Raw genomic sequence first — 14,364 nt, 5'->3', positions numbered from 1 at the left:
TTCCTCCTTACTCATCTTTCGGGTCTAAAATATCTCTAAGAGAGTCTCCAAGCATATTAAAGACAACCACAACGATAAAAATTGCCAGACCTGGGAAAATCATAAGCCAAGGTGCAGACTGAATACAAGCTCTTCCCTCATTGAGCATATAACCCCATTCCGGTGCAGGCGGTTTTGCTCCAAATCCCAAGAATGACATGGAAGCCAGTTCAAGCATCATCCCCCCAATGTCCGTTGCTGCTGTAATAATCAGCGTTGGAAGTGCATTTGGAAGCATATATTTAAAAATCATGTGCGGTGTTTTAGAACCCGTAACAACTGCTGCTGCCACATAGTCACGGTTTCTGATTTTTAAAACCAGACTTCGACCAAGTCTTGCATATTTCGTCCAGTTTACCACAACGACTGCAACAATTGCATTTTTAATACTTGCGCCCATAATACCGGCTACAGCAAGTGCTAAAACCAAACCTGGGAAGGAAAGCATCATATCTGCAATTCGCATGATAATACTATCGATAATTCCGCCAAAATATCCAGAAATGACTCCCAAAATTGTTCCAATAAAAAAGATTAATGCAACCACTCCAAATGTAGCAGTCAAAGAAGAACGGGAACCATAAATCACACGTGCAAATACATCTCGTCCCATTTTATCTGTTCCAAAGATATGTGTCTTACTCGGTGCAAGCAAAGCATCATTTAAGTCTCCTTTTAATGGGTCTACACCACCACTTACAATCGGTGCAAAAATCGCAACCAGAATAATCAGAACCGCCAGAATCAGAAAAAAAGTAAACTGCTTATTCTGCGCAAAAAAATTTTTCTTCTTCATTTTTCTTACTCCTTTAATCTCATTCTCGGGTCAATATAAATATAAGAAGCATCTACAATCAGATTGATCACCATATAAATTAATGCAAGCCAGAGTACATACCCCTGAATCAGATTATAGTCACTTGAGGTAATTGCAGATACTGCAAGGTTTCCAAGTCCCGGATAGGAGAAAATAACTTCTACAACTGCGGTTCCTCCAAGCAAAGAACCAATAGATAAACCAAACATTGTAATTAACGGAAGTAAAGAATTTGGAAATACATTACACCAGATAATACGGGAACGTTTTATGCCTCGTGCCTCTGCCCCAATCACATAATCCTGACTCAGTTCATCTAACACTGCGGTACGAACCTGTCTGGTATACTTTGAAAACATTGCAATTGCCAAAGTTAATGCTGGAAGAAACAGGCTCTTAAAATCCCCTGCGGAACTGATAACCGGAAATATCTTAATATAAACGCAAAATGCCATCATAAGGAGCAGTCCCACCCAGAAGTTTGGCATGGCACAGCCGACAAAAGTAATTCCCCTGACTAAATAATCAATCCACGTGTCTTTTTTTAATGCCGATATCATTCCGAGCGGTACAGATAAAATCAGCATAATCAGCATAGACATTAAGGTTAATTTTAAAGTCGGCCAAAGTCTCACACTTAACAATTCTGTAACCGGCTTATTTAACGAATAAGAGGTTCCAAAATCACCATGCAGGCAGTTTCCAAGCCATCTGCCATACTGCACAACAAACGGGTCATTTAATCCCATCTCTTCTCTTGTCTGTTCTACCATTTCTTCTGTCGGCATCACACCATTTGCGGAATACATATTTCGTACCGGGTCACCAGGTGACATGTAAGTCAGCCCAAATGTAATAAAACTGATACCAAATAATACGATTATGATTTGTAATAATCGCATGATAACCTGTTTCTTACTCAAAAATTTTCACACCTTTCATAAGTCTTTAATCAAACCACTATCTCTATCCATATACAATGCCCAGTCCAAAATAAGACTGGGCATAATCTTAAATAAAACGCTTTCTTATTCTGCGTCTGCCGGAACAATTTCTGTCGTCAGCCAGTAGTAATCTGCTGTATGAATCTTAGCATATCCTACATTTTTAGAATAAATCATACTGGAGTTATAATATCCGTCAATTAAAACTGCTGCATCATCAATCAGAATCTGCTGCATCTGGAAGATTAAATCTTCACGTTTATCCGGATCCATTTCTGTCTTTAACTCATTGAACAACTTATCATATTCTTCATTGGAATATGCGCAGTATGTACTTTCAGTTGCCCAGTTTGCCATATAGGCATAAGGATCTCCAGTACCTACTGTAATCCAGTTATTGTTATTAAAGTCATAATCTAAGGCTGCCAGTTTACTCCACTGGTCATCAGAGCTTCCATATTCAGCAGTCACACCAATTCCGATTTCTTTTAAGTACTGAGTATGTGCATCAGAAAATTCATTTAACAGACGGTTTTCATAAGAAATATAACGCAGGTTAATATTTTTTCCATCAAGCTCACGGATTCCATCACCATCGGTATCTACAATTCCTGCATCATCCAATAATTTCTTTGCACCTTCCGGGTCATAAGTATAAGGATTGTTCAGTTTATCATATCCATAAGACAGAGTCGATGGAAGAACAGAAAATCCTGGTGTATAAAGTCCTCCGATTGTCTTGGAATTACAAATGGTATCGTAGTCAATTGCCATTAAGATTGCCTGACGCAGTGTCTTATTTCCAAGTACACCATCAAAGTTCATCCAGGAGAATCCACAACGTACACCTGGTGCAATATCTACTGTATAGTCATCTGAATCCTGGAATTTCTGAATATCTGCTACGTTTGTGATATTTTCAACCAAGTCTACCTGACCACTCTCCAGAGCCATTGCCTTTGCAGAGTTATCTCCCATATACATCAGATTTACTTCGTCATAAGGGACATCTTCACGATAATTTGGATTTGCAACCAGTGTATATCCAACACCGACACCATTAAATTCTTTAATCATGTATGGACCGGTACCGATTGTTCCATTATCAAAGTTTTTGGTATGTTCTACATCCACAATGCCCATAGTCGGGTGACTGAGCTGTCCCATCAAGTTTGCATAAGGCTGTGTTGTCTGGATGGTCAGTGTTCCTGCCTCATCATCTGCTGTGATTGTTGCTTCAAATTCCAGATATTTTTCCGGTTTTGCAGAACCAGATGGTCCAACTTCTCTTAAGTGTTCGTAACATTCCTTTACTTTACTTGCTGTCAGATCACATCCATCTGAGAATTTTAATCCTTTTTTCAAAGTAATGACCCATTCCGTATGATCATCATTTACCGTATAACTGTCTGCCAGCCACGGAGTAACTTCCATGTTATCATCAAATTTAAATAAGGTTTCTGTAATACCGTAACGCATTGCATTCCAGCCACCGTTCTCATCCCCTGCGGTATTGACACTTCCGTCTGTGTACATGGCACAACCGAAATTTAAAACCTTTTCATCACTGTTACTTGATGATTTTGCAGCCTTTCCTGAGGAAGAAGAACTTCCACATCCTCCAAGTACACTTACTGCCATCACAGTTGCCATCATCAGCGCTACTACATGTTTCTTTCTCATTTGCTTCATCCTTCCTATACTGGTTCTTCTTCATAAATTACATTTGCCTTTTATAGACGTGGACAAAAGTCTGCTTCTTTTTACGCTTTTTTCTGTTTTTAAGCGCAAAAAAGCCGGATACCAAAGCATCCGACTGTTAAAGATTCTTAATTTGATAATAGATAACGTCAAAAATAATCTGCTATTTAACATAAATAGCAGAGTGCTTTTTCATCTGTACAACTTAAGCTTCTCGTCTTCCGCAAGAACTTTTGTTAAAGAGGTAAGCAGGTTTCCTGACTTAAGCATACACATTAAAAGCGCCTTCCCAGAATAAACTATCTTTCCAGTGGCATTTTGCTTTTAACCAGCTATCACAGTGACGGGATCGTCCCGAATTCGCATCGGGTTCTCTTTTAATCAGACGACTGTCTGAACTTATCTCTGTGGCATATTCGCCAACATTCTATAAATAATTTTATTTAACACCATTAATATACAAGATAAACCATCTTTTTGTCAATAAAAATATCAGATAAAATTAAAATCTTATCTGATATTTTTATTTGCTCTTAGTTTTTTAATTATTTTCCAAGCAATTCTTTCTCAATTCTTTCTCTTGCTTCCGGTGCCTGTTTATCCATCTTTTCCGGGAATCCAAACATAGACACACACGCAATATTATCGCCTCCGACCTTTGGTGCGTCTGTTTTTAACTGCTTATTTGCGAAATCCATGTCTCTTAAGGTTTCAAAGATTCCATCGAAATCAACATCTCCTTCTCCCATTGCAAGGTGCTGATGAATCGTTACATCGGATTTTCCTCTTGCATTTAACCATGGTGGATTTGCAATGTAACGGCAATCTAAGGTCTGATTAAAGGTATCCGCAAATAATACATGAGTCAGCTCGTCTCCTGCATAGCGAAGCATGGAACGTACCTCTCCTTTTCCTTCATCGTAGAAGAATCCATGAGGAGAAGAATAGACATAACCTAAATTTCTGGAACGGAACGATTTTACCATATCGCAGGTCTCGTTATTGAGTTCACAAAAATCGTACGGATGAGACTGAATTTCTACACGGAGTCCTTCCCTCTCAATAATCGGAAGCAGTTCTTCCATCGAACGAAACCACATGCCATTACAGATTTCCTGCTGATTCGGGTCACCGGATAATTCGGTATTAATAACCGGAACTCCCATATTCACTGCGATTTCAATCATTCTCTTCCAATTTGCAACTGCCATCTTACGCTGTTCTTCCGTCGGACCGGACCAACGGTAAACTACGATGAAAGAGGAAATTTCAACACCGGTTTCCCGAAGTGCTTTTCGATATTCCTGCTCACACTCTTTTGAAAAAAGCGGATGTTTATAAAATGGATTAATTCTTGGATGTGGAGACTGCTCAATATATTTATAGCCCCAGTCTGCGACCTGATGAACCATACGATTGATATCCATCTGTTTTGCCAATACGTCTACATCAAATGCAATTTTCATAGTCTTATCCTGCCTTTCTTAAACTTTATAATCCACAAACCTTGCGGATGTACTTACGTGCCTTAATTGCATATTCTAATGGATTTGCTTTTGCAGGATCCTGCTCTGCCTCTACAACAACCCAGCCCTCATAGCCTGCTTCTTCTAAGATAGAAAAGATTGGTGCAAAGTCTACATTTCCATCTCCTGGTACAGTAAACACGCCTTCTCTGACTCCTTTTAAGAAGCTCCATCTTTTGGCTCTTGATTTTTCTACCATTTCTTTACGGATATCTTTTAAATGGACGTGTTTGACACGGTTCACATATTTTTTCAATACATTTTCCGGATTAATTCCTGCAAATGATAAATGTCCACTGTCAAAGAGTAAAAATACCAATTCAGGGTCTGTCAGTTCCATAAATTTATCAATTTCTTCTTCCGTCTGTACAACTGTTCCCATGTGATGATGAAAGGTTAAGGTCATTCCTTTGTCTTTTGCAATCTTTCCGAGTTTATTCAAACCGTCTGCCAAAAGTTTCCACTCTTCCTCATTCATGATATACTTGCCTTCCCATACAGGCTGTTCCATTTCTCCCTGAATACTATAGCTCTGCTCGGAAACACCAATCACCTTTGCACCCATCTCTTTTAAGAAATCAGTTGCTTTGATAAATTCTTTTTCGGTCTCTTCATAAGGTTTAGAAATTAGGAAAGAAGAAAACCACTGATTGCAGATAGATATGTTTCTTAAGTCCAAAGCTTTCTTTAACACAGCTGTATCGGTCGGATATTTTCCGCCCACTTCAGAACCGGTAAATCCAGCTAATGCCATCTCACTGACACACTGCTCAAATGTATTCTCTTTTCCAAGATCCGGCATATCATCATTTGTCCACGCAATCGGAGCAATTCCAAGCCTTACTTTATTCTTATCCAGCATTTTTTATTCTCCTTTTTCCTTGTTTTTAATATACTCCAGTATCATAGCAACCGCACCCTCTACGCCGGTCTTTGATACATTTACTACCATGTCATAGTGTTTCGGGTCATCTCGTTTGATTCCCGTAAAGTGTTCATAATAGTCATTTCTTAATTTATCTCTCTGATTTAAATCAGCCAGTGTCATTCCATCATAATATTCTTTTGCCTCCTTTGCACGATAATCATCATCTGCATATAAGAAGAAAGAATAGGTATGAGGAGTTTCTTTTAACACAAAGTTTGCACAACGACCTAAAAATACACCTGGTGCTTTTTTTGCAAGTCCTCGAATCAGACGACTCTGTGTCTCAAACATTTCTACAGGGCTCATATCTCCAACTGTTCCGGATACCGAATACGAATACGGCGAGAACGTAGTTTCTACTGTTCCATAATTATAAGTATCCAGATATTTCTGAACGCTTTCCAAATCCGCATTTTCCATTCCCATCTTTTCTGCTAAAAGGCAGATAATCTGACGGTCATAGAGACGGCAGTTTAATTCTTTTGCCAGTTCTTCTGCAATTTTTCTTCCACTGCTTCCATAGACACGACCGATTGCCACATTTATCTGATTTTCTGAAACTGCCATAGACGGAAGGGCTTCTTGTGTTTCTTTCCCTTCTTTTCCTTCTCTTGCAATTAATTCCTGCATCATCTTGTCATACACTTTATCCAATTTATAACAGGCTGCAATTAAGAGCATCACGACCCAGATTCCAATCGGCACATACAGATAAAAGCCTTTAATTGCTGTAATTGCACCACTTGTCTGTTCTGCTGCGGTTGCTTTTAATCCATTAAATCCTGCTGCTGCCAAAATTCCACTCATGATTGCAGAAGTGATACCAGAACCCGCTTTTTGTCCCATACTCATAGAAGAAAACATCAGACCTTCTACACGCAGTCCGGATTTCCAATGACCATATTCAATGGCGTCACCCGGAAGAGAATACTGTACCCCATAAAACGGTGCAATTCCAAACCCTCTCATAATACAGGTCAAAACACCCAGCGGAACACTTGTAATATTTAAAAGAAAAATTAACTGACCTATAATTCCAAGTGCACATCCTGCACAAATCAGATTTCTTTTTCCGTATTTCGGTAAAATTTTCGGAAGCATCGCAATTCCCACAATCGTTGCAACTTTTTCTGCTGCTGAGAGCGGCATTACAAGGTCTACATTTCCCAATACATACTGACAATAATAAGTTAAGTCTGTTCCGATAATAATCTGATATGCGGTATAGAAAACCATCAATCCCAGTGCAATCAGAAAATAACGGTTTGTAACTGTTGTCTTAAATGCTTTTAAGAACGGAATATTTTCTTTTACCTTCGCTGCTGCCTGTACACGCTCTGTACAAGTCATATAAGTATTAATTAAAACCAGTACTGATACACCTGCATAGACTGCCGTTACAATAATCCATGCCATCTGTTCGTTATGGATTATCTTTGCCACTTTATTAATTAACGGAAGCGTAAATGCAGTAATTACCATACTTGCAGTAATGGAAAGCACCATTCGGATGTTACAGATAACATCACGTTCTCTTCTGTCACGACTCATTAAAGAGCCCAGTGCGTGGAACGGCTGACTGATTGCTGTATAAACAACCGTATTCATAATGTTATAAGTCACAAATGCATAAATAATCTTTCCCATACTTCCAATTGACGGCATGGTAAACAGTAAGATTGCCGCTATCGCATAAGGCAGAGCCAGACGCAAAATCCAGATTCTGGCCTTTCCATACTTAGAATGGGTACGATCAATAATTGTTCCCATCAGCACATCCGAAAATCCATCAAATACACGAGATAATAACATAATCATTCCGACTGCCCCGACGGAAATTCCTACTACATTTGTGTAGAAATAAATCAAAAGTGTCGTAGTCATTGTGTACATCAAGGTTAATGCCGGGTCACCAAAACAATATGCAAGTTTCTCGCTGACCGGAACCTTGATAAATTCATCCATGTTTTTTCCCTTCTGCTTAAAATTCAACAGTTCAGGTATTCCGCCCTTTATCATACATTTTCTCCTTTTTTCAGACAAAGCGGGTAAAATACCCGCCTTTGTCTTCTCCCTGTTGTTTTATTCTTCTCCTGTTTTAAGTTTACTCCTATCCAAAATATTTTTGTACAAAACTTCTTGTTACTTCGGCTGCTTTTTTCACATTTTCTTCGTGAGACATTTCATAATATTCCGGACGGAATTCCTCGATAGTGCAAACTCCATCAAACCCGATTTCTTTTAAAGCAGATGCAATTCCAGCATGGTCTACCACCCCTTCTTCCGGCCAGAGACGTTTATCATCTCCACAAAAGCCAAGCGGAAGGTCTTCACAGTCATTCAAATGATAAGCAAAGATTTTCTTACCATCTGCTGCTCTTAAATCTTCTAACTTAGAGCACATCTCATGGAAATGGAAGGTATCTACGGTCACACCTACATTTTCTCTGTCTACTGCTTTTACTACATCATAAGCCGTACCGAACTGGTTAATGGAACAGTTTGGAGCTCCGCAAAATTCCAGAGAAATCTTCATATCTTTGCCGACTCTATCTGAAAGATAACGAAGTCTTTCCACTGCTTCTTCCTTGATTTCAGAAACAGTTTTATCTTTTACATCAAAACTTGGTACCGTAATTAACATCTTCATTCCAATTGCTTTGGACACTTCCAAAATGAAATCAACTTCCTCATCAATTTCTTTTTCTCCTGCCTCATCTCTCTGATTAAAGAAGATTAATGTATTGTAAGCCCATGGTTTTAAGTGATGATTTTTAAACCAGTCTGCCAGTTCTTCTAAAGTATGTTCTTTTAAGTACTCTCTGACACAGTCAAAACGAATTTCAATATAATCAAATCCATATTTTTCACACATTTCCATATCTGCCAGTAAAGACTGTCCTTTACATTCTAATGCTGTTGCTTCGTTAAATCCTAATTTCATCGGTTCTTTCTCCTTTTTCTAATTTTCTGATTCTGAAACTGTCACATCAACTCATCAGGGACAGCTTCAGAATCTTATTTCAATTTACCCGCTTATCGTCTTATTTATAGAATTCCGGTTTTTCTACTGCTGTTTCAATCTTTTCAATTGCACCTGTCTCCTGTGCTTTTACAAGTGCATCTGCGGTAACCGCTGCAAGATATCCATCCCACGCATTTGGTCCTTTAATCACGCCTTCGCTTGCTGCGTCTACCCAGTCCTGAACCTCTGTATCATAAGCATCTTTAAATCTTACGAAGCAGTCTGTATCAATGGTAGTGGAAACAGCTGCATTTTTACGGATGCTTGGGTAAATTGGAGACGGCATTTTAATTGCTCCATCTTCACAAACCACTTCACAGTTAATGTCGTATCCAAATTTGCAGTTTACAAAGACTTCAACATCAATGCAAACACCTTTTTTGGTACGAAGCAGCATAATCTGTGGGTCCTTTAATTCAGAATGAGAATATTTTGTTACTTTTGGCATAATCACCTGAGCGGATTCATATTCATCATCTACTAACCAGTGAAGTACATCGATTTCGTGAATTGCTGTATCATGAACTGCCATCGGTGTATTGTAATTTGTTCCAACTTCCGGATTTCTGTGTGTGCAGTGAAGCATCAGCGGTTCTCCGTATTCTCCGGTTGCCAGTGCTTCTTTTACCTGCATATAACCTTTATCATAACGTCTCATAAATCCAAGCTGAATTAAATGTTTTCCAGATTCCACTTCTGCATTTACTACTTTTAAACAATCCTCAGCAGTGGTACATAACGGTTTTTCACAGAAGATTCGTTTTCCTGCTTTGATTGCTGCAAGCAGAGAATCTACATGTGCAAATCCAGGAGAAACAATAAATACCGCATCTACTTCCGGGTCATGAATCAATTCATTTGCATCTGTGTAAACTTTTGCACCACAGATTTCAGCTGCCTGTTTTGCGCTTTCTTCAAACACATCGGAAACTGCTACTACTTCTGCTCCCTGAATTTTGTTTGTCAGTCTTCTGATATGGTCCTTTCCCATTCCACCGCATCCAATTACTCCAACTCTTAACATAATTTTTTTCCTCCATCATCTTTTTATTTTTTTGTTTTTTAATTTTTATTTCGTGTTTCATTTGATGATGTTATTTTAGCATAGTGTGCACGTGTACGCAATATGTTTTTTATACAACTTAAACACTTATTTTTTGGACATATTTACTTTTTTCTATTTTTAAGCTCTTTTTATTGGTATTTTTTACTATATAATTGATTCTTATTTTGGTAATTTATTTGAGATGTTCTGTTAATTTTTTCTCACTCTCAATAGTTTCTTTTATTCTTTCTTTTTTGTTTGCGTTCACGTGTACATTTTAATTCAAAAAAGAATTGAAATTTCTTTTTCATTATTGAAACTTCAATTCTTTTTAGTCTTACATATTGTATTTGGTTTTAATTACAATTTCTGTATACTGATACTCTTCTTTCGGTTCTTTATGGTCTAAGAAAAGCCGAAATAATATCATAACCGGCTCATATCCCTGCACATAAGCATCCTGACCGATTAAAAAATTAATCACTCCTTTTTCCATCCATTTTTTATTTTCACTCAAGAAATCATTTCCTATTACTTTAATAGATTTGCCTTTTCCAAGTTTTTCCAGTGCCTCGCAGATTCCCTTTACGGCCGGACCGGTTATATAGATTCCAGATAAATTCGGATATTGTTCGATTAATTCTTCTACAATCTTTCCTGCTACCCAGTCATCATCGTAAGAATATCTTGTATGAATCAATTCTATCTCTGGAAATTCATCCATAATCTCTGACTGAAATCCCCTCGCCCTATTATTTAATGATGGATTGGAAATATGTCCGGAAATAACAACAACCTGCCCTTTTTCACCGATAATTTCCCCCATCAATCCTGCTGCTGTTCTTCCACTCTGAATTCCGTTTTGCCCAACATAACACAAGCGTTTCGTATCCTCAACATCGGAATTTAAGGTCACAATCGGAATTTCATATTCTTCCGCAAACTGTCGGATTTTATTCTTTAATACACTATCCTCGGACGGCACTAAAGCAATTCCAGAATACTGTTCTTCATAAAGCTTATCCATAATTTCCATAACACTCTGGGCATCCACCCCTTTTACCGGAAATACTTCCACACTTCCACCAAGACTTTCTACTTCCTGTTTGGCTGCCAAAACTCCTTCCAACACCAGATTCATAAACGGTGTCTGAACGGACTGCAGAATCACTGCAATCTTTACATTCTTTTTTGCCATAGCAAGTGCACGTCCCGCACGGCTTGGCTGATATCCCATTTCTTTTGCTATTTTTCGGATTCTTTCTGCGACTTCCGCATTAACCCGCCCCCTGTTTTTCAATGCACGGTCAACCGTCCCTCTTGAAACACCGGCGGCTTCTGCTATCTGCTGCAATGTTACAGGCATATTTTTCCCTCTCCTTTAACCTTCAATACTAATAATCTCTTGTTTAGCTAAAATACGCTCGGAATCTCACAGGCTTTCGCCTTCAGAAATCCCGAGCGTATTTTAATCCTGCTCTCTTTATTTTACTACGTTTCTTTTCTAATTTCCACACTCAATGCTGATTTCATTGAATTTTGCCAGCACATCATCTACATTTAATGCTTCTTTTTCTTTCCCTTTTTTATCTAAGATAACCTTTCCCTGATGCATCATAATAATTCGATTTCCATACTCAAGAGCATAACGAAGATTATGTGTCACCATAAGTGAAGTCAGTTTCTTTTCCTTTACAATCTGGTCCGTCAACTGCATATTGATCTCTGCGGTTTTCGGGTCAAGTGCAGCTGTATGTTCATCCAAAATCAAAAATTCAATCGGTGTCATAGTAGACATTAAAAGTGCCATTGCCTGTCTTTGCCCACCGGAAAGTGAACCTACTTTTACATCCATTTTATCCTCTAAACCAAGATTTAATGGACGAAGCAAATCCTGATAGTATTCTTTTCGCTTTTTACGCACGCAGAAACCAAGATTGTAAGGTTTTCCTTTATTCTCTGCCAGTGCCATATTTTCCATAATTGTCATGGATGGACAAGTCCCAAGAGACGGATCCTGAAAAACACGACCGATTTTAGAAAGGCGCTTATGTTCACTCATATTCGTAATATCCTGATTGTTAATCAGAATCTTTCCGGAGTCCACGCCAATACTTCCACAGACAATATTCAGCATAGAAGTTTTTCCGGAACCGTTACTTCCCACTACCGCAACAAATTCTCCATCTTCTACTTTAAAATTAAAATCATCAAACAGACACATTTCATTGACTGTTCCCGGATTGTAATATTTATGAATATGTTTTAACTCAAGCATGGATTTTCACCTTCTTTCTTCGTTCCATTCCTACTACTAAGATAATCAGAAGAATGGCAGCCGTAATAAATTTTGTATCCGTTGATGGGAATCCAAGACGAATTGCAAGTGCTACGCAGGCTTTATAAAAAATAGAGCCAATGACAACACTGCTTGTCACCCTTAAAATTGTCACCTTCTTAAATACACTTGTTCCCATGATAACACTGGCAAGTCCGATTACAACGGTACCGGTTCCCATAGAAACATCAAAATAACGCTGCTGTTGTACAAAAATACATCCACTTAAAGCTACCAGACCATTTGAAACAGCAAGTCCAACAATTTTTACCAGTCCTTTATCCACTCCAAGAGAAGTAATAATTTTTTCGTTATCACCCACAGCACGAAGCAGCATACCAGACTTTGTACTTAAATACCAATCCAGAAAATACTTGCTGATTAAAGTAATAATTAAGATAATAATCACAGTTTTATAAGGAACAAGTGCTTCTGGGAAAATCCTGTCTACCACTGCATTCTCAAAAATATTCGAATTATTATAAATCGGCAGGTTTGCTCTTCCTGCAATTCTTAAGTTCACTGTATAAAGTGCTGTCATCATAATAATACCGGAAAGTAAATCTCTTACTTTTAATTTTACATGAATCAGTCCGGTTAATGCTCCAATGAGTGCTCCTGCCAAAAAGCAGATTGGAAGCGTTAAAAGTGAATTAAATCCTCTACTGATTAAAGCCGCCGTGATGGCAGCTCCCATAGGAAAGCTGCCATCTACGGTTAAATCCGGAAAATCCAGAATTTTATAAGTAATGTAAACGCCAAGAGCCATAATCGCATAAATAAGCCCTTGTTCAATTACGCTTTGAATTAAAGCCATCTTTTTTGTTCCTCCGCTTATTCTACTTCGATGGAATCGAACATTTCTGCTGCGCCAGACACGTAGCTTTCATCCAGTGTAATTCCTAAGTTATCTGCTACTTCTGTATTTCCGTAAAAGCTTGGCTCTGTGATTAATTCATAATTTAATTCGGAAGCTTTTGCTTCTCCCTTTAATACTTTTGCTGCCATCTCTCCAGTCTGTTTTCCAAGAGAAACATAATCAATCCCCATAGAAGCAAGGCAGCCATTTTTTACTTGTTCTACTTCAGAACCAAAAACAGGAATTTTTGCATCATTTGCTGCTGCAAGTACGGTCTGAAGTGCAGATACTACGGTATTATCTGTTAAGTTTGTAATACAATCTACTTTTGTTACTAAGTCTTTCGCTGCCATTTCTACATCAGCAATTGTATTAATACCGGTGTCTACAATTTCAAATCCATAATCTCCGGCTAACTCTTTATAGGTAGCAATCGTACTTTCAGAGTTTGTCTCACTTGTTGTATAAAGAATACCTATTTTCTTAGCATCCGGAAGAGTTGCACGAATCATCTTTAACTGTTCTTCTACCGGAAGTGCATCAGAAGTACCTGTAATATTTCCAACCGGGGTTCCATCTTCTGTTGCAAGCTGTGCTGCTACCGGGTCTGAAACTGCGGTATAGATAACTGGAATTTCTGTTCCTTTTGTGCTGTTATATGCACTCATAGCTGCCGGAGTTGCAATTGCACAAATCAAATCTACGTTTTTAGAAACAAAGTTATCTGCAATTGTTGCTGCTGTGCCGGTATCTGCCTGCGCATTATCTAAGATGACATCTAAATTTACACCTTCTTCAATTCCAGCTTCCTTTAAACCTTCTAAAAATCCTTCACGGCAGTTATCCAGAGAACCATGCTCTGCAAACTGGGAAATTCCAACTGTATAGGTTGCTTCTTTACTGTCTGTACCTTTTGTATCTGCAGTGCTTTTCTCTGCTGAACTGTTTCCGCATCCTGCAAGTACTCCTGCTGTCATTACTGCGCTTAATACCATTGCTAATACTTTTCTTCTCATCTTTTTTTCTCCTTTTCTTGTCTCTGTATTTTCTTAACAAAAACAAAACATGATAGGATTTACTTCCGATAGGAGTTTCTCCTATGAAATAAAAAACCGCCTCAAGCCTAAGCTTGAGACGGTAAT

12 protein-coding genes, 1 riboswitch and 1 other annotated feature (1 of these 14 running past the window's edge) are annotated in these 14,364 nt (G+C 38.4%); all 12 genes read right to left on the bottom strand.

Annotation, left to right across the window (positions count from 1 at the left end):
- Nucleotides 1-7: 7 nt before the first annotated feature.
- Nucleotides 8-835, bottom strand: a complete 828-nt coding sequence (gene nikC, locus ACYQ2D_RS00845) for a nickel transporter permease (RefSeq protein WP_459784371.1) — start codon at nt 833-835, stop codon at nt 8-10.
- 5 nt (nt 836-840) lie between these two features.
- Nucleotides 841-1,779 (bottom strand): nickel ABC transporter permease, encoded by a 939-nt coding sequence (gene nikB / locus ACYQ2D_RS00840; protein WP_459784370.1) that lies wholly within the window; start codon nt 1,777-1,779, stop codon nt 841-843.
- A gap of 105 nt (nt 1,780-1,884) precedes the next feature.
- Nucleotides 1,885-3,483, bottom strand: coding sequence for an ABC transporter substrate-binding protein (locus ACYQ2D_RS00835; RefSeq protein ID WP_459784369.1), 1,599 nt, complete (start codon nt 3,481-3,483; stop codon nt 1,885-1,887).
- 248 nt (nt 3,484-3,731) lie between these two features.
- A riboswitch (cobalamin riboswitch) is annotated at nt 3,732-3,919 on the bottom strand.
- Between the two features lie 127 nt (nt 3,920-4,046).
- Entirely contained in the window at nt 4,047-4,967 is a 921-nt protein-coding gene (locus tag ACYQ2D_RS00830; RefSeq protein ID WP_459784367.1) for a sugar phosphate isomerase/epimerase family protein, read from the bottom strand.
- 25 nt (nt 4,968-4,992) lie between these two features.
- Entirely contained in the window at nt 4,993-5,889 is an 897-nt protein-coding gene (iolE, locus tag ACYQ2D_RS00825; protein WP_459784366.1) for a myo-inosose-2 dehydratase, read from the bottom strand.
- A 3-nt stretch (nt 5,890-5,892) separates the two neighbouring features.
- A complete protein-coding gene (locus ACYQ2D_RS00820) occupies nt 5,893-7,974 on the bottom strand; it encodes a cytidylate kinase family protein (RefSeq protein ID WP_459784365.1) in 2,082 nt (693 codons plus the stop codon).
- A 91-nt stretch (nt 7,975-8,065) separates the two neighbouring features.
- Entirely contained in the window at nt 8,066-8,899 is an 834-nt protein-coding gene (locus tag ACYQ2D_RS00815; RefSeq protein ID WP_459784363.1) for a sugar phosphate isomerase/epimerase family protein, read from the bottom strand.
- 100 nt (nt 8,900-8,999) lie between these two features.
- Entirely contained in the window at nt 9,000-10,004 is a 1,005-nt protein-coding gene (locus tag ACYQ2D_RS00810; protein ID WP_022304561.1) for a Gfo/Idh/MocA family protein, read from the bottom strand.
- Nucleotides 10,005-10,362: 358 nt separating this feature from the next.
- Nucleotides 10,363-11,391, bottom strand: a complete 1,029-nt coding sequence (locus ACYQ2D_RS00805; protein WP_187558459.1) for a LacI family DNA-binding transcriptional regulator — start codon at nt 11,389-11,391, stop codon at nt 10,363-10,365.
- Between the two features lie 138 nt (nt 11,392-11,529).
- Entirely contained in the window at nt 11,530-12,303 is a 774-nt protein-coding gene (locus ACYQ2D_RS00800; RefSeq protein ID WP_022304559.1) for an ABC transporter ATP-binding protein, read from the bottom strand.
- Nucleotides 12,296-13,180, bottom strand: a complete 885-nt coding sequence (locus ACYQ2D_RS00795; RefSeq protein WP_459784362.1) for an ABC transporter permease — start codon at nt 13,178-13,180, stop codon at nt 12,296-12,298. Before ACYQ2D_RS00795 ends, ACYQ2D_RS00800 begins: the two co-directional genes overlap by 8 nt.
- Before the next feature lie 17 nt (nt 13,181-13,197).
- Nucleotides 13,198-14,238 carry an ABC transporter substrate-binding protein gene (locus tag ACYQ2D_RS00790; RefSeq protein WP_022304557.1) on the bottom strand — a complete coding sequence of 347 codons (1,041 nt, stop codon included), beginning with the start codon at nt 14,236-14,238 and terminating at the stop codon, nt 13,198-13,200.
- Between the two features lie 111 nt (nt 14,239-14,349).
- Nucleotides 14,350-14,364, bottom strand: a binding site (T-box leader) (it continues 236 nt past the right edge of the window).

This window comes from Blautia stercoris (assembly GCF_054657695.1).
The sequence above is the reverse complement of the archived record's forward strand: the minus strand, read 5'-3'. Positions and strand labels throughout refer to the sequence as shown.

Excerpts from the sequence above, each read along its gene's own strand:
- ACYQ2D_RS00805 (WP_187558459.1), bottom strand. The coding sequence starts at position 11,391 with ATGCCTGTAACATTGCAGCAGATAGCAGAAGCCGCCGGTGTTTCAAGA.
- ACYQ2D_RS00830 (WP_459784367.1), bottom strand. The coding sequence starts at position 4,967 with ATGAAAATTGCATTTGATGTAGACGTATTGGCAAAACAGATGGATATC.
- ACYQ2D_RS00820 (WP_459784365.1), bottom strand. The coding sequence starts at position 7,974 with ATGATAAAGGGCGGAATACCTGAACTGTTGAATTTTAAGCAGAAGGGA.
- ACYQ2D_RS00790 (WP_022304557.1), bottom strand. The coding sequence starts at position 14,238 with ATGAGAAGAAAAGTATTAGCAATGGTATTAAGCGCAGTAATGACAGCA.
- ACYQ2D_RS00795 (WP_459784362.1), bottom strand. The coding sequence starts at position 13,180 with ATGGCTTTAATTCAAAGCGTAATTGAACAAGGGCTTATTTATGCGATT.
- ACYQ2D_RS00800 (WP_022304559.1), bottom strand. The coding sequence starts at position 12,303 with ATGCTTGAGTTAAAACATATTCATAAATATTACAATCCGGGAACAGTC.
- ACYQ2D_RS00835 (WP_459784369.1), bottom strand. The coding sequence starts at position 3,483 with ATGAGAAAGAAACATGTAGTAGCGCTGATGATGGCAACTGTGATGGCA.
- ACYQ2D_RS00810 (WP_022304561.1), bottom strand. The coding sequence starts at position 10,004 with ATGTTAAGAGTTGGAGTAATTGGATGCGGTGGAATGGGAAAGGACCAT.
- ACYQ2D_RS00815 (WP_459784363.1), bottom strand. The coding sequence starts at position 8,899 with ATGAAATTAGGATTTAACGAAGCAACAGCATTAGAATGTAAAGGACAG.
- iolE (WP_459784366.1), bottom strand. The coding sequence starts at position 5,889 with ATGCTGGATAAGAATAAAGTAAGGCTTGGAATTGCTCCGATTGCGTGG.
- nikC (WP_459784371.1), bottom strand. The coding sequence starts at position 835 with ATGAAGAAGAAAAATTTTTTTGCGCAGAATAAGCAGTTTACTTTTTTT.